Source organism: Eubacterium pyruvativorans (assembly GCF_900102225.1).
In the GTDB taxonomy this organism is placed as follows: Bacteria; Bacillota; Clostridia; order Peptostreptococcales; family Anaerovoracaceae; genus Aminicella; species Aminicella pyruvativorans.
This window is the reverse complement of the sequence record NZ_FNBF01000013.1, coordinates 1-20,136: the sequence shown is the minus strand read 5'-3', so window position 1 is coordinate 20,136 and position 20,136 is coordinate 1. Positions and strand designations below refer to the sequence as shown.

Genomic DNA, 20,136 nt, shown 5'->3' with positions numbered 1-20,136 from the left:
ATGCTCAACCTCAGCAGCATCAGGAAAGAATACCGGACCGGCAGTTTCGTCCAGCACGCTCTGGACGGCGTCAGCCTGAATCTCCGGGACAGCGAATTCGTTGCTATTCTGGGTCCCAGCGGCTCCGGCAAGACCACCCTGCTGAATATCATCAGCGGCCTGGACCGGTACGACAGCGGGGATCTGGTGATCAACGGCATCTCCACCCGGAAATACCGGGACCGGGACTGGGACGCCTACCGGAACCACACCGTCGGTTTCGTCTTCCAGAGCTATAACCTGATTCCCCACCAGACGATCCTGTCCAACGTGGAGCTGGCACTGACCATCTCCGGCATTCCGAAGGAGGAGAGACGGCGGCGGGCGGCAGAGGCTCTGGAGAAGGTGGGGCTGGGGGAACAGCTTCACAAGAAGCCGAACCAGCTTTCCGGCGGCCAGATGCAGCGGGTGGCCATCGCCCGGGCGCTGGTGAACGATCCGGACATTCTGCTGGCGGACGAGCCCACCGGTGCGCTGGACAGTGATACCAGCGTGCAGGTCATGGATCTGCTCCGGGAGGTGGCCCGGGACCGTCTGGTGGTCATGGTCACCCACAATCCGGAGCTGGCAGAGCGGTACGCCACCCGCATTGTCAACCTGCGGGACGGCCGGATCATCTCGGATTCCAATCCGCTCCCGGATCAGCATGCCGACAGCGAACACCGGGCATTCGGCCGGGCATCCATGTCTTTTTTGACTGCCCTGGGCCTGAGTTTCAACAACCTGCTGACGAAGAAAGCCCGCACCCTGCTGGTGGCATTCGCCGGCAGTATCGGCATCATCGGCATCGCCATGATTCTTTCTCTGTCCAATGGGGTCAACGGGTATATCAACGGCATCGAAGAGGAAACCCTGTCCCAGTATCCGGTTCAGATCGAGAAGACGAATATTGATTTCAGTTCCATGATGCCGATGGCGGGAAACCGTTCTTCGGAGGATGCGACGAGTGAAACCGGAAGCACCGAGAATCAGTCCGAAAAATCCGGCCGTGTGCAGGAATACCAGACAGTGACCCGGACGTTTTCCCGGATGAACTCTAATGATCTGAAATCCCTGAAGCAGTATCTGGACCGGGACAGCGCCACGTTGAAGAAATACGCGAAATCCGTGGAATACCACTATAACATCACGCCCCGGATTTATCGGAAGACCGGAGCGAAAACCTACCGGCAGGTCAATCCGGACATCACATTCAGCAGTCTGGGAAGCGATTCCCTGTCCTCCATCGGCGGGTTCTCCGGCAGTGATTCATTCTTCGTTCTTCCGGAAGACCGGGCGCTCTACAGCCGTCAGTATACGGTGAAGGCGGGCCGCTGGCCCCGGAAATACAACGAGATCGTCGTGGTGCTCTCCTCCGGAGACCGGATCAGCGACATGACCCTGTACACCCTGGGCCTGAAGAATCCGGAAGAACTGGAACAGGCGGCGAAGAATTTCAGTGCCGGGAAGAAGGTCCGGTTCCGGACGAAGCTCTCCCGGTATGACTACAGGGATCTGATGCATACCCACTTCAAGCTGGTGAATAATGCGGACCTGTACCGGTACAACGCAGATTACCAGACCTGGACTGACATGTCCCGGGATACTGCATTTACCAGCCGTCTGGCGGCAAAGGGGGAAACGCTGCGGATCGTAGGCGTGGTCAGCCCGAAGAAGAACTCGGACATCACAATGCTCCGCACCGGCCTGGGATTCCCGACATCCCTCCGCAGCCATATTATTGCGGATGCTTCCGCAAGCGAAGTGGTCCGGCAGCAGCTAACCCAGCCGGCGAAAAATGTTCTGACCGGCAAGGCTTTCACTTCGAAAGAAAACGGTGCAGATCTGAAGAAGCTGTTCCACCTGGATCCCCAGAAACTGAGCCAGGCCTTCCGGTTCAACCCGTCGGCGCTGCAGTCCGCACTGGCCCCGGGGTCCCTTCCGGACCTTGCATCCGGACAAAATCCGCTCAAGGCAGGTACCCTGCCGGGCTTCAGTAACAAAGACATGCAGAAACTGCTCAAGCAGGCCGGCAGCGGGCTGACACAGGAAAACATGGAAACTCTGTTCCGGGACCTGGCCGCAGGATATGGAAAGTCCGGCGAACCGGGCCTGGATGCACTGTCCCAGGGATACAGCGCCTATTTACGATCCGAAGAAGTGCAGCAGATCCTGCGGGAGGCAATGGAGAAGAAGCTGGACCAAATCGCCGCCTCCGGCGTTTCCCAGGACGATGTACAGTCCCTGGTGAACGACGTCATGAAAGGCTTCAGCAGTTACGTGGAACAGAACCATCTGACCGATGTGACGAAGGCCGGAGAATATGTGGCGCAGTACCTTCAAACCCCGGCAGCCCGGCAGGCGCTCACCAACGGACTGAAGAAAATCCTGGCGAAAAGCCGGCCGGCGGTCTCCTCTGACGAAATCCGTCAGGTAACCGCCGCCATTGCCGCAGGCTACGGCCCTTATGCTGAGAAATACCATCTGACCACACCGGAGACCATCCTGGGGGGATTCACAAAATACCTGCAGTCCCGGGACGGCCAGAAGCGCCTGACCGCCGGGCTGTCGAAAATGATCGACACGAAAAAAATCTCCGCCAGTCTGGGCAGCCAGCTCACAAAAGCCATTGGACAGCAGATGACCGGATATATGTCCCGGTACGTATCCCGGCTCTCCTCGGCGCTGGCGGGCAGCATGAAGTTCGACGCCTCCGCCTTCGCCGGTGCCATGAAAACCAACCTGTCCGAAGAACAGCTTCAGTCCATGCTGACTTCCATGATGTCCCCGGAGACCGCTTCCTACGAGGAAAATCTCCGGTCCATGGGATATGCTGACGAGGACGATCCGGCCGAAATCGTGATTTATCCAAAAAACTTCGCAGCGAAAACATCGATCACGAAACTCATCGACCGCTACAACGACCGGGTGCGGGCCGCCGGGCAGAAAGACCGGGTCATCGCCTACAACGACATTGTGGGCACCATGATGTCCTCTGTCACAAAAATCGTCAACGCCATCAGCTACGTGCTCATCGCCTTCGTGTCCATCTCCCTGATCGTCTCCTCCATCATGATCGGTGTCATCACCTACATCAGCGTACTGGAGCGGCGAAAAGAGATCGGCATCCTCCGGGCCATCGGTGCATCGAAGCGCAACGTCTCCAGCGTGTTCAACGCAGAGACCTTCATCATCGGCGCCCTGGCCGGCCTTATGGGCGTGGCCATCACCGGGCTGCTGCTGATTCCGGTGAACCTGGTCATCGGTCGGGTGACCTCCGGGGCGGCGATCCATGCCTCCCTTCCGCCTCTGGCGGCGCTGGTCCTGATCCTCCTGAGCACCGGCCTGACCCTGCTGGGCGGACTGATCCCGGCGCGGAAAGCGTCAAAAAGCGATCCGGTGACCGCCCTCCGGACCGAATAGCCCGCTGCCTGTAGCGGCGGCACAGCCGGCGCGCCCGCAGACGGAACTTAGATTAGAAAGGAAGAAAAAATGAGATTCAGACCCTGCATCGATATCCACAACGGGAAGGTCAAGCAAATCGTAGGCGGAAGTCTTTCGGATAGTCACGTCTCCGCAACAGAGAACTTCACTGCTTCCCAGGATGCATCGTATTTCGCCGATCTGTATCGGAAATACAGCCTTTCCGGCGGTCACATCATTCTGCTGAACCCGAAAGGGACTCCGGAATACGAGGCAGACCGGGCCCAGGCGGTGAAGGCGCTTTCCGCCTGGCCCGGGGGAATGCAGATCGGCGGCGGCATGACACCGGAGAACGCCGCCGACTTCCTGGACCTGGGTGCTTCCCACGTCATCGTGACCTCCTACATCTTCGACGGACCGGCGCTGTCCCCAAAAAAACTGAACGCACTCTGCGCCGCAGCCGGCCGGGACCACCTGGTGATCGACCTGAGCTGCCGGAAGCGGGACGGGAAATACTATGTCGTCACCGACCGCTGGCAGACCTTCACCGATCTGGAAGTGGGCAGCGGCATCCTGGACGAACTGGCCGGTTACTGCGATGAATTCCTGATTCACGGCGTAGATTCCGAGGGCCTGGGCGCCGGCTTCGAAAAAGACCTGATCCGCATCCTGGCCTCCCACCGCCGGAACCGAATCACTTACGCCGGCGGCATCGCCTCCATGGATCACCTCCGGGAGCTGGAAGAACTCTCTTCCGGCCGGCTGGACTTCACCGTCGGCAGCGCACTGGATCTGTTCGGCGGCAGTCTGCCGTTCCAGGAAATTGCGGCGTTCCACTGATCGGGTGCTGATCGGATGCTGATCGGATTCTGATCGGGCAGGCAGATTGTATATGGTCTCGGCGTTTCGGACGGCCTGCCGGTCATCCGCCCCATACGCAGCGAAGCCGAAGCCCGGAGCGATGATGCTCCGAGCTTCGGCTTTCTTTAAATGTACAAGAGGGAAATTGGTTATTCTTCTGTTTGCTTCTTCGGGAAGGTGATCCGGATCTCAGTGCCCTTCCCGACTTCGCTCTGAAGGGAGATCGTTCCGTGATGGAGCAGGACGCCGTGCTTCACAATGGAGAGGCCCAGTCCCGTACCGCCCACATCTCTGGAATGACTCTTGTCTACTCGGTAGAACCGTTCGAAGATGCGCTTTTGATCTTCTTTCGGAATACCGATGCCGTTATCTTTGACGGTGAGGTGCACGGAATCGTTGTCGTCTTCGACACGGATCCGCACCCGCCCACCGGACCGGCCGTATTTCACTGCGTTATCCGCCAGGTTTGTGATGATGGTGGCCAGAAGGGACGGATTGCCTTCCATGACAGCGTCTTCGCCGTCCGCCACGATTTCGATATCTCTCTCTGATGCCTTTTCCGCCAGATGTACGGAGACGTCCTTTGCCGTTTCCAGCAGGTGTACTTCCGTGAATTCCAGGTCCTCCGGGCTCTCATCCAGATGGGACAGGCTGATGATGTCCTCCACCAGCCGGATGGTGCGCTGGGCCTCGTGGTAGATCTTTCCAGAAAAGTGATGGATGTCCTCTTCACGGACCACGCCGCTGTGCATCAGCTCTGCGTAGCCGGAGATCGCATGGAGGGGCGTTTTCAGTTCGTGGGAGACATTCGCCGTGAACTCCCGGCGCATCTGCTCCGCCAGTTCACGGTCTGTCACATCGAACAGAACGACCGTGACACCCCGGACCTCTTTGTCCTCCCTGACCGGCATGACCTGCACCTGGTATCTGCCGCTCTCCAGCGCCAAAACCTGCTCCGCCGGCGTTCCATCCAGTCCTTTTCGAACCAGTTCTTCCAGTTCCAGATTACGGCAGATCTGCAGAAGACTTTCTCCGGTGTGGTCGCCGGTGATGCCCAGAATTTCCGCCGCCGGATTGTTGATGCTGATGATCTTTCCGCCCCGGCGGAGGAGGATCATCCCTTCCGCCATATTCTGCAGAATGGTGTTCAGTTCATCCTGCTGCCGGTCCAGAGACTGCTCCTGCCGGGCCAGCTGGCGCTGCTGGTAGTCGATCTTCCGCAGAATCGGAGCGATTTCGTCGCAGCCTTCATTCTCCAGCGGATGATCCAGATCCACGTCGTTCAGCGGTTTCACTACACGTTTTGACAGACGGGAGGCCAGAAGCAGGGACAGCAGCACCGCCACGATGATGATGATGACAAATGGCTGGATCATGCCCACCAGCAGCATCCATACGGAGTACTGGCTGACCGACATTCTCAGCACGGTGCCGTCCGGCTGCCTCCGGGCCGCATACAGCATCTTCTCGGTCAAGGTTGTGGAATACCGCTCGCTTTCCCCGTACCCTTTCTGCAGCGCCTCCTGTACTTCCTTCCGGTCTCTGTGATTTTCCATGCCGGAAACATCCGACCGGCTGCTGTCGTACAGAACTTTTCCGTTCCGGTCGATCCAGGTGATCCGCACGTTTTCATCATTCAGGCTGCGGAAGTATTTCGTTCCTTCCAGTGTTAGTCCCCGGGAGGCCAGGTTCAGCTGGGTCCTGAGCTGCCGCTCTGACACTTGTGTCATATACCGGTACATGATGCCGGAAAGCATGACCGTGGTGAACACCAGCACCGCTATGGTTCCCAGCAGTATGGCACGGAATATCTTTTTTGTCATAATTCATTCTCCATTCGATAGCCTACACCCCGGATCGTCCGGATCAAGGCGGCCTGATCCCCCAGCTTCGTGCGGAGCGTCCCCACATGGACGTCCACCGTTCTGGTTTCCCCGGCGTACTCGCTGTCCCATACATTCATCAACAAAGCTTCCCGGGTGAACGCTCGCCCCGGATTCTCCATGAACAGTTTCAGAAGATCGTATTCCTTCAATGTCAGCTCGGTCTCTTCCCCATGCACCTTCACGCTGTGGGAAGCCGTGTCCATTTCCACCCCGCCGATCCGGAGCACATTCTGCTTCTGCTCCTTCTCCCTGCCGGCCCTGCGGAGCACCGCTTTCACTCTGGAAACCATTTCCATCATACCGAAGGGCTTCGCCAGATAATCATCTGCGCCGAGATCCAGCCCGATGACCTTGTCATATTCCGTCCCCTTGGCCGTGGCCATGATGACGGGGAGGTCTTCCGTGCGGGAGTCTCTTCGAAGTTTCTTCAGAATGGTGATGCCGTCCTCATCCGGCAGCATGATATCCAGGATCACCAGATCCGGCACCCGCTCCCGGAGAGCGCGATGAAAAGAGCCGGCATCCGGGAATCCTTCTGCCCGGAACCCAGCGGTCTTCAAGGTATACAGCATCAGCTCCCTGCTGCTGGAATCGTCTTCTACACAATAGATCATATCTTAGATGTCCAATCCTTCCATTTCTCCGGTAACGGAGTAGGCGACCCATTCCGCAATATTCACTGCGTGATCTCCGATCCGTTCCAGGTACTTGGCGATCATCAGAAGATCCAGCACCATGGCGCCGTCTTCTTCGGTCGTCCTGATCTCTTCGATCAGCTTCTTCTTCACCTGATTGAAGTAGCTGTCCACTTCATCATCATCATTAATCACTTTGCGGGCCATGTCAACATCCTTCCGGACGAAGGCATCCAGACTTCTCGTCACCATCCGGATGGTACTCTGGGCCATATCCCGGATTGGCAGTTCCGGATCCACGGAGCGGATGGCATCCATTGTCACAATCTCTGCGATTTCACCAGACTGCACACCGATCCGGCCCATATCCGTCACCATCTTCAAAGCAGAAGAAATCGTCCGAAGATCCCGGGCTACCGGCTGCTGCTGCATCAGAAGGCGGAAACAGCGGTTCTCGATGTCCCGGTGCATCTCCCCGATCTGTTCCTGCAGTTTCCGGACACTTTCCGCCATGCTGATATCATGATTCAAAAGTGCCTCAGAGGACCGCTCGATAGCTGTCTCACACAGCATGCCCATTCTCGTCATCTGTTCATTCAATTCATCCAGCTGTCTGTCAAATCTCGCACGCATTAACCAAACCTCCCGGTAATATAATCTTCTGTCCGCTTATCCTCCGGTGTGGAGAATATCTTTTCACTCTTTCCGAATTCCACCAGTTCTCCCAGCAGGAAGAAGGCACAGTAATCGGAGATTCGAACCGCCTGCTGCATGTTATGGGTCACCATGATGACCGTGTACTTTTCCTTCAGCTGCAGACAGAGATCCTCGATTTTTCCTGTGGAGATCGGGTCCAGGGCGGAGGTGGATTCGTCCATCAGGATGATATCCGGCTCCACTGCCAGCGCTCTGGCGATGCAGAGCCGCTGCTGCTGTCCGCCGGACATGCCCAGGGCACTGGTTTTCAGCCGGTCCTTCACCTCGTCCCAGATGGCTGCGTCCCGCAGAGATTTCTCGACGATTGCATCCAGCTTCGCTTTCGAACGGATCCCGTGGATCCGGGGACCGTAAGCAATATTGTCATAAATGCTCATGGGAAACGGATTCGCCTTCTGGAAGACCATACCGATCTTCTTCCGGAGCAGTGTTACATCCACTTTCGGGTCGTAGATGTCCTTTCCCTCGTATCGCACTTCACCCTCAATCCGGCAGCCGTCCACCAGATCGTTCATCCGGTTCAGCGTCTTCAGAAATGTGGACTTGCCGCATCCGGAAGGACCGATCAGCGCTGTAATCTCATTCTTCGGGATCGACACATTCACATCCTTCAGGGCATGATGGTCGCCGTACCAGAGATTCAGGTGCGCCGCTTCGATTGAAATGTCCATATGTTCCATAGATTACCTCAGTTCAATATATCTCAGTTCGATTTCTGCTGTTTCCTCAGACGTTTTGCTGCGAAATCCGCCATGAAGTTGATCAGCAGCGTCAGCAGGATCAGAATCACCGCAATGGCGAATGCCACATCGGTCTTCCCCCGCTCGCTGGCGTACACATAGAGCGCAACCGTCAGCGTCGCCGACGAAGAAGTCAAAGAATGCCAGAAGCCGTTCAGCGCCAGTCCGAAGCCTGCAGTGAACAGCAGGGCGGCGGATTCTCCCACAATTCTTCCGACTGCCAGGATGCAGCCGGTTACAATTCCGTCGATCGCATTCGGCAGAACCACCGTCCGGATCATATACCATTTTCCGGAGCCCATGGCCAGGGACCCTTCCCGGTAGCTCCGGGGCACCGTCTTCAGGCTCTCCTGGGTGGTCCGGATGATCGTCGGCATGGTCATCATCACCAGAGTCAGTGCACCGGCCAGAATACCCTGCCGGATTCCCATGAGCTGGGTGAACAGCAGCATACCTACCAGACCGAAGATGATGGACGGGATACCGGTCAGAATCTCGGAAGCCAGCTCGATGACGCTGACCAGCCTGCGGTTCTTCGCATACTCTGTCAGATAAATCGCCGCACCCACGCTGATCGGCGTGACAATGACCATGGTCACGATGACAATGTAAATCGTGTTCAGGATGTTCGGCAGAATTCCGATGGTATTCGTCAGGTAGCTGGTGACCGAGGTCAGCAGCTTTCCGGACAGATTCGGAATGCCCTTCACCAGAATATATCCCAGCAGGAGAATCAGCAGAAGCACCGTCACCGCTGCCGAAACATACAGCGCCCCTTTCCAGATGCCGTTCCAGATTTTACGACTCATTTCCGCCTCCGTCCTTTCCCTTGATGATAACGTTCAGGATCACATTGATCAGCAGAATGAACAGGAACAGCACCAGACCGATACTGTACAGGGCATTCCGCTGCAGCGATCCCACTGCCGCATAGGACATCTCGGAAGCGATTGCCGTGGTCATGAACCGGACGGACTTCAGCAGCCCCGGCATATTGGCCACATTGCCGGATACCATGATAATCGCCATGGCTTCGCCAATGGCCCGGCCTACGCCCAGGACGATCGCCGCTGCGATTCCGCTTTTTGCCGCCGGAACGGAAACCTTCAGATAGGTCTCGGTCTCCGTCGCGCCCAGCGCCATGGAGGCCTCTTCATACTCCTTCGGCACCGCCCGGAGCGCCGTATCCGAAACATTGACGATGGAAGGCAGAATCATAATCGCCAGAACGATGATCGCCGCCAGCAGCGTGGCGCCGGAGGACAGGTGGAATGCGTGCTGGATTCCCGGAACCAGCACGATCATACCCACCAGGCCGTAAACCACAGACGGAATACCGGCCAGGAGCTGCACCGCCATCCGGATGATTCCGGCGACTTTCGGCTTCGCGAACTTGGACAGGTACACTGCCGTGAGAAGGCCGACCGGCACACCGATCAGCACCGCCCCCGCTGTGCCGTAGACACTGGTCAGGATGAACGGCAGAATGCCGAATTTCGGATTCTTCGCCGTGGACGCCCACTTCGTGCCTCCCAGAAAATGAATCAGCCCGATTTCCCGGATCGCCGGGATGCCGGAAACAACCAGGTAGACCGAAATACAAAGTACGAAGGTAACAGCGACGAGGCCGCAGATCAGGAAGATCATGTGCGGCACCGCCTCTGAGATTTTTTTCTTATTTCTACTCTTCATTTCGCTACTTTCCCGCAGGGACGACTCCTGCCTTCATGATCAGGTCATTCGCATCCTTGGATGTCATGTAGTCATAGAATGCCTGGGCCTGCTTGCTGAGCTTCTGACCCTTCTTCGTGATCAGGTTGAAGTTTCTCTGAATCTTGTACTTACCGTTGGAGATGGTCTCTTCACTGCACTTCACGCCGCCCACTGTCAGAATGCGGATTCCCTTCTGATTCTCTGCATCGGAGAAGGACGCATACCCGATGGCGTTCTGGCTGTTTCTGACGGCCTCAATCACACCGCCGGTGGAGGTCAGTTCCTGGGACAGCTTGCACTTGTCTGCCGTATTGGTGATGGATTCAAATCCGTCTCTCGTTCCGGAACCGGCTTCTCTTCCGATGGCCGCAATCTTCTTGTCGCTGCCGCCCACCTGGGACCAGCTGGTGATCTTTCCGGTGTAGATATCTGCGATCTGCTTCACCGTCAGATCCTTCACCGGGCTCTTCTCGTTCACAATGATGGCAATACCGTCCAGCGCAATCGTCTTCTGAACCAGACCGGCCTTCTTCTCCTCCGGCGTCAGGTCTCTGGACGCCAGACCGATGTCACAGGTTCCTTTCTTCGCTGCTTCGATACCGGTTCCGGATCCTGTCGCATCATACGTGATCTTCACACCGCTGTTGTCGTTCATGAACTGCTCGGACAGACCGCCGATCACCTTCTCCATGGATGTGGACCCGTTGGTGGACACATTCCCGGACAGATCCCCGCCGGACTTGGCGGAAGAACCGCCGCCGGACTTCCCGCAGCCGGTCAGCAGCATGGCACATGCCAGCGTCAGAATGGTGACTCCTGTCATCACTTTTTTCAAAGATTTCTTCTTCATTCTTCATTCCCTCCTTAGACTGTAACCGTCTTTTCACTTGCTTTCTTGTTACAACTAAGATCATAGAGACTTTACATCAATTTCATTATCATGGAATTGTAAGATCTTCGTAAAACCGGGGCCGGGTGGGCGGTCGACGGGTGGGCGGTCGTTCGGAGATCCGGCCGAAGATTGTATACAAATCACGATTGTAATACCAGGGTGCGCCGAGTAGGCGGTCGCACTGCCGGTACCTGTGCGGCGGGCAGACGGTTTGGCCGTGATTTTCGTGTATACTGTATGGAAAATGTGCGGAATCGCCTATAAAGTCCTGATCCGCATCCAAAATGCCGGCTGGCAGGGTGCGAAACCGAAAGAAAATCCCGATTAATATATTCCAGCCTCCTCTGAGGGTGCGATTCTGGATAAAACAGGATTTTCGCACCTGAATGGTCAGACGGATTGTATACATTTTGGTTGAGTTAGACAAAAAATAACGCAGCAGTCGTCCGACCATTCCGGTTGAAACGACAGTGCGCCGAGAGAGTAAACAGAAAAGCCGAAGATTAGATATAATCCCCGGCTTTGAGTAAAATAAACACGATGTAAAATTTTGACATTCGGGAAGTGAAGTGCGAAACATCAGATTTTCGTAATTCCGCACCCTCCCTATCCGTGTCGCCCCGGATTTCCGGCCATTTCAGCGGAAATTGAGTGCGAAATCCGAAAAAATTCGAATTCCGCACCCGGCGCAACGGCAGTTTCCATCCTGCCTCCCCTCCCCATCGGCTTTCGCCGGCAGCTTCCAGCCTATTCTGCTCCGCCGAAGCCGTATTTCAGCACCGGCTTCCGTGCCGCCGTCACCTCGTCCAGCCGCCGCACCGGCGTGGTGGCCGGCGTCGCCTTCACCCGCTCCGGATTTTTCACCATCGCTTCGTAGATCGCCCGGAAGGCGGCGATCGCTCCGTCCAGTGTTTCCCGGCTTTCGGTTTCTGTCGGTTCCACCATCAGTGCTTCCGGCACAATCAGCGGGAAATACATTGTTGGCGGATGGATGCCGAAGTCCAGCAGGGCTTTGGCCACGTCCAGTGCCGACACATGGGCCTTCTCACGGAAGGAATCCAGGTTCATCACGAACTCATGCATACAGATTCTGTAATAGGCCATCGGATAGATGTCCTTCAGTTTCTCCATCATATAGTTTGCGTTCAGCACCGCATTGTGGGCCAGTTCCGGGACGCCGTCCCGCCCCAGGCTCTCCAGGTAACAGAGTGCCCGCACCAGAATCAGGAAGTTTCCGTAGAATCCGGTCATATTGCCGATGCTGTGCTTCTCCCGGACGTACTGCCAGGTATCTGAAGAGCCGGCCTCCCCCCGGACTGCCCTAAGTCCCGGGAGATATTCCGCCAGGAAGGATTTGCAGGCCACCGGACCCGCACCCGGACCGCCGCCTCCGTGCGGAGTGGAGAAGGTCTTGTGCAGATTCAGGTGGGTCACATCGAAGCCGATGTCCCCCGGCCGGACCAGACCGATCACCGCATTCAGATTCGCACCGTCGTAGTAGCACAGTCCGCCGGCGTCGTGAACGATGGCTGTGATTTCCCGGATATGGGTGTCGAAGATCCCCACCGTATTTGGATTCGTCAGCATCAGTCCCGCCGTCTTCGGTCCCGCCTTCTGCCGCAGGTCCTCCAGATCGATCATTCCGTTTTCATCGGACACCAGCTCCACCACACGGTAGCCGGCCATGGCAGCGCTGGCCGGATTCGTGCCGTGGGCGGAATCCGGAATCAGAATCTCATTCCGTTCTCCTTCTCCCCTGGCTTCATGATAAGCCCGGATCAGCAGAAGGCCGGTGAATTCTCCCTGGGATCCCGCAGCCGGCTGGAAGGTCACCCGGTCCATTCCGGTGATTGTCTTCAGATATTTCTCCAGTGTGTCGATGACTTCCGTGCAGCCGGTCACCGTCTCCGCCGGCTGCAGCGGATGAACCCCTGTGAATCCTTCCAGAGCGGCCATCCGTTCATTCAGCAGCGGATTATGCTTCATGGTGCAGGAGCCCAGCGGATAGAAACCGTCGTTCAGTCCTCTGGCCTCCCGGGCCAGCGCCGTGTAGTGCCGGTCCAGTTCATTTTCAGAGACTTCCGGCAGCCGGGGCGGCGCTTCCCGCATCGGTACTTCCGGCAGACATTCCTCCACATCACACTCCGGGAACAGGGACATCCTTCTTCCCGGCACACTTCGTTCGAAAATCAGTTTCATCATGCCTGTACCTCCTTTCCCGGGATTTTTTCTGCGGCTTCCTTCATGACTTTATCCGACGTTTTTTTCGCAGCTTCCTTCATGGTTTCACCCGGAGCCGCCCCGTACCGGCGGCCGGAAAGCCCGGAGAGTGTTTCCGCCACAATCGCCGCTGCCCGGTCCATGTCTTCCTTCGTATTCTTTTCGGTGGCGCACCACAGGATCTCGTGATCCGAGAGCGGGAATCCCCCCAGAATGCCGTTGTCGGCGAGCGCATGCAGGATGTTTTTTGTCGCCGGATCCCGGGACACGGTGACGAACTCATGGAAGAACGGTCTGTCGTAAGCCGGGGTCAGCCCGGCGCCGGCCAGCCGCTCCGCCAGATAATGGGCCTTGGAGGAGCAGAGCACCGCCGCCTGCCGGAGCCCCGCCGGCCCCACTGCCGCCAGGTACACCGAGGCCTTCAGCGCACAGAGGGCCTGATTCGAGCAGACATTGCTGGAAGCCTTTTCCCGACGGATGTGCTGCTCCCGGGCCTGGAGGGTCAGCACATACCCCCGGTCCCCCCGGGAGTCCTTCGTTTCCCCGACTAAACGGCCCACCATGCTGCGCATGAGCTTTTTGCGGCATGCCAGGATGCCCAGGTACGGGCCGCCATAGGCCAGGCCCAGTCCCAGGGGCTGGCCCTCTCCGCTGACAATGTCGGCGCCGATCTCGCCCGGCGTCTTCAGCACGCCCAGCGCCAACGGATTCACATGCATGAGAAATTTTGCCCCGGCCCGGCGGGTGATTTCCGCCAGTTTGTCCGCATCCTCCACAATCCCGAAGTAGTTCGGGTACTGCATCAGGAACCCGGCCGTCTCCGGCTCTTCTCCCAGCAGCTTCTCCAGCGCCGCCGGATCGGCGGCGCCGTTCACTGCCGGCACCATCACAATCCGCTGTCCCCGGCCCGCCGCATAGGTCCGGATCACCCGAACCACCCGGGGATCCAGGGTTTCGGAGAGGAGGAGAACCTTCTTTTTTCGGTCGCACGCCATGCCGCAGGCCTCCGCCGCCGCAGAAGCGCCGTCATACAGCGATGCATTGGACACATCCATGCCCGTCAGCTCGCAGATCATGGTCTGATATTCGAAGATGGACTGCAGGATGCCCTGGCTGATCTCCGCCTGATACGGGGTGTAAGCGGTGAGAAACTCCTCCCGGGAGCTGACCTCGTCCACCGCCGCCGGCACATAGTGATCATAGGCGCCCGCACCCCGGAGCATCACCGGAAAAATCCGGTTCTTCCCCGCCATCCGGCGGATCTCCCGTTCCACTTCCAGATCGGACCGGCCCGGCGGCATGTCCAGTTCCCCCCGGAACCGGGTATCCTCCGGAATATCCCGGAACAGGTCCTCCCAGTCCCGGAAGCCGATATCCTGCAGCATGGCCTGCTGCTCTTTTTTTGTTCCCGGTATGAAATTACCCATCCGCTACGCCTCCTCTGTGAATGTCCGGTAGCTTTCCTCATCCATGAACTCTGCCTGATCCGTGATGCTGCCCACGTGAATGAACCAGGCATCCAGCGGCGCCGCATTCACCTGCTCCGGCTCCTCGGTCAGCTGATCGTTCACTTCCAGAATCACACCGGTCACCGGCGAGATCAGATCGGAAACGGATTTCACGGATTCAATGTCCCCGAAGACCTCCCCGGCAGTCACTTCCTCCTCCGGCTCCGGCAGCCCGACGAAAACAATGTCCCCCATCGTGGTCTGCGCATAATCGGAAATGCCTACATAAGCGGTGCCGTCCTCTTCGAAGCGAACCCATTCGTGGGACTCTGTGTATCTGTATTCTCCTGCCATTTCATTTTCCTCCTGTATAACTTTCTTCTATTTCTCTGTGATGATGCTACTTTCTCTTCCTTGCCGGAAGGACAAAAGGCAGCGGGGTGATCGTTCCTCCGATCTTCCGCCCCCGGACCAGAACTTCCACTGCCGTCCCCGGCGAAGCACATTCCGCCGGCACCATCGCCATGGCGCCGGATACTTTCCGGTACGGCAGGAATGTTCCCGAAGTGGTGACCCCGATCTCTTCTTCTCCGATCAGAACCGGACAGTGCTCCCGGAAAATCCCCCGGCCTTCCGCCAGGATGCCGACCCGCTTCCGGATGCCCTTCCCCGGTTCCGCCAGCGCATTCTTCTGCTTCATCAACGCCGTCCGGCCCATGAAATCCGGCTTGCCCCAGTTCACGGCGAAATCCAGTCCCGCTTCCACCGGAGAAATCTCCCGGCTCAGTTCGTGACCGTAGAGCGGCATTCCCGCTTCCAGCCGCAGCGTATCCCGGGCACCCAGCCCGCAGGGCAGAATACCGTACTCTTCGCCGTCCTCCAGGAACTTCCGGAAAACCGTTTCCGCATATTCCTTCGGCAGACAGATTTCGAATCCGTCCTCGCCGGTATATCCGGTCCGTCCGATCATACACGGAATATTCCCGCAGATCCGGGCGTCGAAAACCGCCGAATAATTCTTCGCCGGAATGCTGTCCGGGCCGGCGGACCGGCTCAGAACGTCTTCTGCCTTCGGCCCCTGAAAAGCGATCAGCGCAAGATCCTCTGAAACATCCCCCAGATCCGCATCCCCGGAAAGATGCTCCCTGATCCAGTTGAAATCCTTCTCCCGGTTGTCCGCATTGACAATGAGGAAGAATTCCTCTTCTCCCCGCCGGTATACGATCAGGTCGTCCACCGTGCCCCCGTCTTCATAACACATGGGACTGTACCGGGCCTTACCCACTGTCAGATCATCATACCGGTTCGTCAGAATACGGTTCAGATTCCCGGCCGCATCCGATCCCCGCAGCGTGAATTCCCCCATGTGGGAGACATCGAACAGACCGCAGCCCTCCCGGACTGCCATGTGTTCCTTCCGGATCCCTGCCGGATACTGCACCGGCAGCAGATACCCGCCGAAGGGCACCATCGTTCCGCCTAAGCTGACATGCAGATCATAGAGCGGCGTTTTTCGTTCCATCGCGCACCTCTTTCGCCTCCGCTTCCGCATTCTGCGGAAACGGAATCCTTCACTGTCCCGGGAGAGAAAAAAATAAAAAAAGGACATCTCTCCCGAGATGCCCAGGCGGTCGGCGTATTCCCGCTGCAGTACACTGTGTCAATTCACCTTCCGCCAGTACTGCAGCGGGGCTCCTTTCCGGAGCATTTCATACGCCGATTATATCCGAACCGGATCGGTTCTGTCAATTTAGATATATTATTAACAGTTTTCCCGATCGGCCTCCTTCTTTCTTTTTGCCGCAAACACGATTCCCGTGGTCAGGATAACCACTGCGCCGACAACGAGAAACAGGAAACCCACCGGCAGCAGGTAGAAATTCTCGTGCAGAATCCCCTGCTTGTCCACGTATTCCACCGAGTTCGCCTTGATGAAGAGACACATCAGCCCCATCAGCATCAGCACACCGCCGATCCCCGTGGAAACCAGGTTCATCTTCGCCTTTCTTCCTTCATTTCCGTCTTTAATGAGTTTTTCTGTCATCTTGTTCATGTCTTCTTTTCCTCCCAGAATCAATTCATCCAGAGAAACATGGAAGGTCTGAGAGATCACGATCAGCGTTTCGATGTCCGGGAGATTCTTGTTATTCTCCCAGTTGGAAACTGCCTGCCGGGTCACATGCACCTTTTCGGCGAATGCTTCCTGGGTCAGACCGCTGTCTTTTCGAATCTGCCGGATCTGTTCACTGAATTCCATTCGTTTCTCCTTCTGCATATTTGAAAAAAATGTTTCTGCGCAAAGGATCGGCGCCGCCGCATCCCTCTGACGAATCCCATTCTGGGGCAGAGTCCATGATAGCACAAGCAACCCGCTCTTTCCAGACGGTTTCTCGGCTGTCAAGCCCTGCTTGCATCGTTGAAATTTCAATGAAAAAGCGCAGAAAGCGGACGTACTTCCTGCGCTGATCTATTTTCCATCCGGGCCGAAGATTGTATAATGGGGGTGTCCGATTCCAGCGGCAGGCCGGATCCGCTGCCGAAACCGCATTCCATATTCCACTGAAACAGAAAGGGGAAGTCCCGTGAAAGACACCTGCATCACACTCCGGAGCAACCAGCTCACAGTCCGCCTCTCTCCTCTGGGCGCCCGCATCATGAGCATCGAGGCCCCGGACCGCAGCGGACACCGGGACGACATCGTCCTCTCTTATGCCGACGTCCGGGATGCCCTGAACTGCGACCGGATGCTGGGCGCCTGTGTGGGACGGGTTGCCAACCGGATCGCCGGGGGCTGGTTCACCCTGAACGGACAGGAATTCCGCCTTGCCCGGAATAACGGACCGAACCATCTGCACGGCGGACGCCGGGGTTTCGACAAAAAAATATTCCGCATCCTGCCGACAGACCCGGATCTTTCCGAAACCGACGATTCATCTGAACCCGCCTGCTCTTCCGGGCCGCACAGGAAAGGCGCCGCAGTCACCTTCACCACAACCTCCCCGGACGGCGAAGAGGGATATCCCGGCACGGTAACGCTGCAGGTCACCTACCGGCTGGAAGGAAGCTGCCTGCGCATCCTGATCACGGGCCGCTCCGACCGGGACACACTGCTGAATCCCACTGTCCACACCTATTTCAACCTGACCGGTCATCCGCTGCTGACCGACGGCACCGGCACAGACATCGGCGGTCACATGCTTCAAATCCGAGCGGACACATGGTATCCGGTGGATCAGAACGGCCTGACCACCGGTGCATTACTGCAGACGGAAAACAGCCCGCTGAACTTCCGCATGCCAACCCATCTTCAATCGGCGTTAAACGATGACTATTGCAGTCACTGCGGCACCCGGGGCATCGACCACTCTTTCCGTCTCACGGAAGCGCCGGCGGATACCCCTGCGGTCATTCTGTCGGATCCCGTTTCCGGGAGGCGTCTTCGGATATTCACCGACCGGCCGGCGGTTCATGTGTACACCGGGAACTACCTGTCCGGCGGTCCCCGCTCCCGGCAGGGACTGCCCTACAGCAACCGGGCGGGCATCGCCTTCGAGCCCCAGTTCCCGCCCAATGAGATTCACTATGCGGCGCATCCCGCCACCATTCTGCGGGCGGGAGAAACCTTCCGGACAGAAACGGTCTACGCCTTCGACACGGAATGAAGCTGCTGCATCGAAGGATACCGCCTCCCTTCTCAGAACAGCTGTCTGAGGAAACGATAGGTTAATTCCTCTGCCGCAACCCGGGCGCCTGCTGCCAGTTCCTCTGCAACCCCCGCTGTGACGCCGCTGGCCGAAAAATATGTCACTAATACTTTCTTCATCATCGTACCTCCCTGTTGCTGCTCCGGAATATCCGATTTGAACCTGATTTTGTGCGCCAGATATTGACAGATGGTCAAAAAGTGGTATCATCAAAGGTGCATAGTTGCGATATGCATTTAAGTTAAGAAGGAAATCATAAGTGAAAAGAGCAAATCAGCAGTGATGCTGAGACGCAAAACTATAGGGTCTCGCCCGTGAACCGTGCGAGACAGCCAGCTGCCGGAGGATGATGTCCTTGCGGCTTTTTTGTTTACCCGAATTGCACGAAAAGCCGCACGAATCGAATCAAAGAAAAAGAAAGGACCAAGGCATGAAGAAAACTAATTTGAAAAAATTCGTACAGAAGATGCTGATCCTCGGATTTTGCGTTCCGATCACGCTCGTATGTTCGTCCATTCCGGCGATGGCGGAGGCAGCAACGGACACGACTGTCACAAATTCCGGACAACAGGTAAGCGAGCAGTCTACAACAACAGAAGCTTCTACGGAGAACAATGATGTAAATACTGTCTACACTGCAGACAAATTCCTTGGACAAGCAGTAAACTATGGCATCGTAGCAAACAGATTTGAGTTAAACCAGGGGGATGCCGAGACAAATGTGGCAGCAAAAACCGGAGTATGTAAAACTCAAACCGGAAATGATCTGACTTCCGAAAAAGTCAAACAGGAATTCATGTTAGGGACAGTTGATGATAAGTTCAAAATCAAAGGAAATAAATCTACTACGGTGTACACACCATCGACTGAACAGAGCAAAGTAACGGGCTTAGACGTTGTGAAAATAACGGTAAATAACTATAGTTCAGAAGACATTAATAATGCGATCGATTCGCTGAGAGATAATGTGAGGATCCAATCAGATGCATGTCTTCAGAGGGCTGCAGACAACACCAGTCTGAAAGCAACGATTGAATATCGGTCGACTGATCAGAAATACCACTTGGAATTACCACAAAATGCGCCGGGGACATATTATGTCACACTGAAGAATACTATTTTTGATTCCAATGCCGATGGTCAGAACACGAAGGAAAAATTCAAACAAGCTGAGAGTCTTTGGATCACTGCAGAGAAAGGTCAAAGCATTGTATTCAACGTAGATAAAGATTTTTTGGATAATAATAGTAGTTTCCAACTTCAGAAATTCAACTGGAACGGAACGGGAAGCGATGCTAAGAAGTATCTCGGAGACAAAAAAGACAAAGCGTTCGAACCGGATGATTCATTGGCAACATCAGTAATTTGGAATTTGCCTAATGTAAATACTTTGAATATTAATGGATCAGTTGCCGGTGTAATTTACGCACCTAACGCAATCGTTAATGTTAATGCGACGAGTTCGGGATGGATTGTTGCTAACCAGGTAAACATCACGAGCGGAGAATGGCACAATATTTCTCATTACCAATTCAAGCCAACTTCTCCGGAAAGCATTATCCCGCAAAATACGCCGTCCACTGATACGACCACGCCGACCACGCCGACCACGCCGACCACGCCGACCACGCCGACCACGCCGACCACGCCGACCACGCCGACCACGCCGACCACGCCGACAACGCCGACCACACCGACACAGCCGACAACGCCAACAACGCCGGCACAGCCAACAACGCCGTCAACAGTAGTTCCGACGACGCCGACGACACCATCCAAGCCGTCCGTCGATACTCCGACAGTGCCGGCTGCACCGAGTACGCCGAATGCGAAGAATCCGAAAGCATCGAAGCCGCATACCGCAGCGGTTCAGAAGACA

17 protein-coding genes and 2 riboswitches are annotated in these 20,136 nt (G+C 56.5%); of the genes, 4 read left to right on the top strand and 13 right to left on the bottom strand.

Annotated features, from left to right (window positions below; genetic code table 11):
• Together BLQ24_RS05850 and hisA are read left to right on the top strand one after the other, a co-directional pair.
• Entirely contained in the window at positions 1 to 3,441 is a 3,441-nt protein-coding gene (locus BLQ24_RS05850) for an ABC transporter ATP-binding protein/permease (RefSeq protein ID WP_090163627.1), read from the top strand.
• A gap of 69 nt (positions 3,442 to 3,510) precedes the next feature.
• Positions 3,511 to 4,281 (top strand): phosphoribosylformimino-5-aminoimidazole carboxamide ribotide isomerase, encoded by a 771-nt coding sequence (hisA, locus tag BLQ24_RS05845; RefSeq protein WP_090163625.1) that lies wholly within the window; start codon positions 3,511 to 3,513, stop codon positions 4,279 to 4,281.
• A 170-nt stretch (positions 4,282 to 4,451) separates the two neighbouring features.
• On the opposite strand, the gene BLQ24_RS05840 is transcribed toward hisA, so the two are convergent.
• The 12 genes from BLQ24_RS05840 to BLQ24_RS05785 form a co-directional block, all read right to left on the bottom strand.
• Positions 4,452 to 6,125, bottom strand: coding sequence for a sensor histidine kinase (locus BLQ24_RS05840; protein WP_090163623.1), 1,674 nt, complete (start codon positions 6,123 to 6,125; stop codon positions 4,452 to 4,454).
• Complete coding sequence (locus tag BLQ24_RS05835; protein WP_090163621.1) at positions 6,122 to 6,802, bottom strand: winged helix-turn-helix domain-containing protein; 681 nt, start codon at positions 6,800 to 6,802, stop codon at positions 6,122 to 6,124. Before BLQ24_RS05835 ends, BLQ24_RS05840 begins: the two co-directional genes overlap by 4 nt.
• Before the next feature lie 3 nt (positions 6,803 to 6,805).
• A complete protein-coding gene (gene phoU, locus BLQ24_RS05830) occupies positions 6,806 to 7,456 on the bottom strand; it encodes a phosphate signaling complex protein PhoU (RefSeq protein WP_090163619.1) in 651 nt (216 codons plus the stop codon).
• On the bottom strand, positions 7,456 to 8,220 hold the full coding sequence (gene pstB, locus BLQ24_RS05825) for a phosphate ABC transporter ATP-binding protein PstB (RefSeq protein ID WP_336433262.1): 765 nt from the start codon (positions 8,218 to 8,220) through the stop codon (positions 7,456 to 7,458). Before pstB ends, phoU begins: the two co-directional genes overlap by 1 nt.
• A 23-nt stretch (positions 8,221 to 8,243) precedes the next feature.
• Positions 8,244 to 9,089: a phosphate ABC transporter permease PstA gene (gene pstA / locus BLQ24_RS05820; protein ID WP_090163617.1), complete on the bottom strand. Its 846-nt coding sequence runs from the start codon at positions 9,087 to 9,089 to the stop codon at positions 8,244 to 8,246.
• On the bottom strand, positions 9,079 to 9,972 hold the full coding sequence (pstC, locus tag BLQ24_RS05815) for a phosphate ABC transporter permease subunit PstC (RefSeq protein WP_090163615.1): 894 nt from the start codon (positions 9,970 to 9,972) through the stop codon (positions 9,079 to 9,081). Before pstC ends, pstA begins: the two co-directional genes overlap by 11 nt.
• A gap of 4 nt (positions 9,973 to 9,976) precedes the next feature.
• Positions 9,977 to 10,843 (bottom strand): phosphate ABC transporter substrate-binding protein, encoded by an 867-nt coding sequence (locus tag BLQ24_RS05810; protein ID WP_090163613.1) that lies wholly within the window; start codon positions 10,841 to 10,843, stop codon positions 9,977 to 9,979.
• Positions 10,844 to 11,632: 789 nt separating this feature from the next.
• Positions 11,633 to 13,084 carry an aminomethyl-transferring glycine dehydrogenase subunit GcvPB gene (gene gcvPB, locus BLQ24_RS05805; RefSeq protein WP_090163682.1) on the bottom strand — a complete coding sequence of 484 codons (1,452 nt, stop codon included), beginning with the start codon at positions 13,082 to 13,084 and terminating at the stop codon, positions 11,633 to 11,635.
• A complete protein-coding gene (gcvPA, locus tag BLQ24_RS05800; protein ID WP_090163611.1) occupies positions 13,084 to 14,532 on the bottom strand; it encodes an aminomethyl-transferring glycine dehydrogenase subunit GcvPA in 1,449 nt (482 codons plus the stop codon). Before gcvPA ends, gcvPB begins: the two co-directional genes overlap by 1 nt.
• Before the next feature lie 3 nt (positions 14,533 to 14,535).
• The gene (gene gcvH / locus BLQ24_RS05795) at positions 14,536 to 14,907 is read right to left on the bottom strand and encodes a glycine cleavage system protein GcvH (RefSeq protein WP_090163609.1); all 372 of its coding nucleotides are present in this window, start codon (positions 14,905 to 14,907) and stop codon (positions 14,536 to 14,538) included.
• Between the two features lie 46 nt (positions 14,908 to 14,953).
• Positions 14,954 to 16,075, bottom strand: a complete 1,122-nt coding sequence (gene gcvT / locus BLQ24_RS05790; RefSeq protein WP_090163680.1) for a glycine cleavage system aminomethyltransferase GcvT — start codon at positions 16,073 to 16,075, stop codon at positions 14,954 to 14,956.
• Positions 16,076 to 16,167: 92 nt separating this feature from the next.
• A riboswitch (ZMP/ZTP riboswitch) is annotated at positions 16,168 to 16,246 on the bottom strand.
• A gap of 69 nt (positions 16,247 to 16,315) precedes the next feature.
• Positions 16,316 to 16,810 carry a helix-turn-helix domain-containing protein gene (locus BLQ24_RS05785; RefSeq protein ID WP_090163607.1) on the bottom strand — a complete coding sequence of 165 codons (495 nt, stop codon included), beginning with the start codon at positions 16,808 to 16,810 and terminating at the stop codon, positions 16,316 to 16,318.
• A gap of 325 nt (positions 16,811 to 17,135) precedes the next feature.
• Between BLQ24_RS05785 and BLQ24_RS05780 the strand changes: the two genes are divergently transcribed.
• Entirely contained in the window at positions 17,136 to 18,215 is a 1,080-nt protein-coding gene (locus tag BLQ24_RS05780) for an aldose epimerase family protein (RefSeq protein WP_176755869.1), read from the top strand.
• A 32-nt stretch (positions 18,216 to 18,247) separates the two neighbouring features.
• On the opposite strand, the gene BLQ24_RS10440 is transcribed toward BLQ24_RS05780, so the two are convergent.
• Positions 18,248 to 18,376, bottom strand: coding sequence for a flavodoxin (locus BLQ24_RS10440; protein WP_272867338.1), 129 nt, complete (start codon positions 18,374 to 18,376; stop codon positions 18,248 to 18,250).
• A gap of 138 nt (positions 18,377 to 18,514) precedes the next feature.
• A riboswitch (cyclic di-GMP riboswitch) is annotated at positions 18,515 to 18,601 on the top strand.
• Positions 18,602 to 18,687: 86 nt separating this feature from the next.
• Here BLQ24_RS10440 and BLQ24_RS10105 point away from each other — a divergent pair.
• A partial coding sequence (locus BLQ24_RS10105) for a collagen-binding domain-containing protein (RefSeq protein WP_207644946.1) occupies positions 18,688 to 20,136 on the top strand: 1,449 nt, incomplete at its 3' end.

What these genes read in the sequence shown, in the direction of transcription:
- BLQ24_RS05850 (WP_090163627.1), top strand. Translation starts at nt 1, where the DNA reads ATGCTCAACCTCAGCAGCATCAGGAAAGAATACCGGACCGGCAGTTTC.
- hisA (WP_090163625.1), top strand. Translation starts at nt 3,511, where the DNA reads ATGAGATTCAGACCCTGCATCGATATCCACAACGGGAAGGTCAAGCAA.
- BLQ24_RS05840 (WP_090163623.1), bottom strand. Translation starts at nt 6,125, where the DNA reads ATGACAAAAAAGATATTCCGTGCCATACTGCTGGGAACCATAGCGGTG.
- BLQ24_RS05835 (WP_090163621.1), bottom strand. Translation starts at nt 6,802, where the DNA reads ATGATCTATTGTGTAGAAGACGATTCCAGCAGCAGGGAGCTGATGCTG.
- phoU (WP_090163619.1), bottom strand. Translation starts at nt 7,456, where the DNA reads ATGCGTGCGAGATTTGACAGACAGCTGGATGAATTGAATGAACAGATG.
- pstB (WP_336433262.1), bottom strand. Translation starts at nt 8,220, where the DNA reads ATGGAACATATGGACATTTCAATCGAAGCGGCGCACCTGAATCTCTGG.
- pstA (WP_090163617.1), bottom strand. Translation starts at nt 9,089, where the DNA reads ATGAGTCGTAAAATCTGGAACGGCATCTGGAAAGGGGCGCTGTATGTT.
- pstC (WP_090163615.1), bottom strand. Translation starts at nt 9,972, where the DNA reads ATGAAGAGTAGAAATAAGAAAAAAATCTCAGAGGCGGTGCCGCACATG.
- BLQ24_RS05810 (WP_090163613.1), bottom strand. Translation starts at nt 10,843, where the DNA reads ATGAAGAAGAAATCTTTGAAAAAAGTGATGACAGGAGTCACCATTCTG.
- gcvPB (WP_090163682.1), bottom strand. Translation starts at nt 13,084, where the DNA reads ATGAAACTGATTTTCGAACGAAGTGTGCCGGGAAGAAGGATGTCCCTG.
- gcvPA (WP_090163611.1), bottom strand. Translation starts at nt 14,532, where the DNA reads ATGGGTAATTTCATACCGGGAACAAAAAAAGAGCAGCAGGCCATGCTG.
- gcvH (WP_090163609.1), bottom strand. Translation starts at nt 14,907, where the DNA reads ATGGCAGGAGAATACAGATACACAGAGTCCCACGAATGGGTTCGCTTC.
- gcvT (WP_090163680.1), bottom strand. Translation starts at nt 16,075, where the DNA reads ATGGAACGAAAAACGCCGCTCTATGATCTGCATGTCAGCTTAGGCGGA.
- BLQ24_RS05785 (WP_090163607.1), bottom strand. Translation starts at nt 16,810, where the DNA reads ATGGAATTCAGTGAACAGATCCGGCAGATTCGAAAAGACAGCGGTCTG.
- BLQ24_RS10440 (WP_272867338.1), bottom strand. Translation starts at nt 18,376, where the DNA reads ATGAAGAAAGTATTAGTGACATATTTTTCGGCCAGCGGCGTCACAGCG.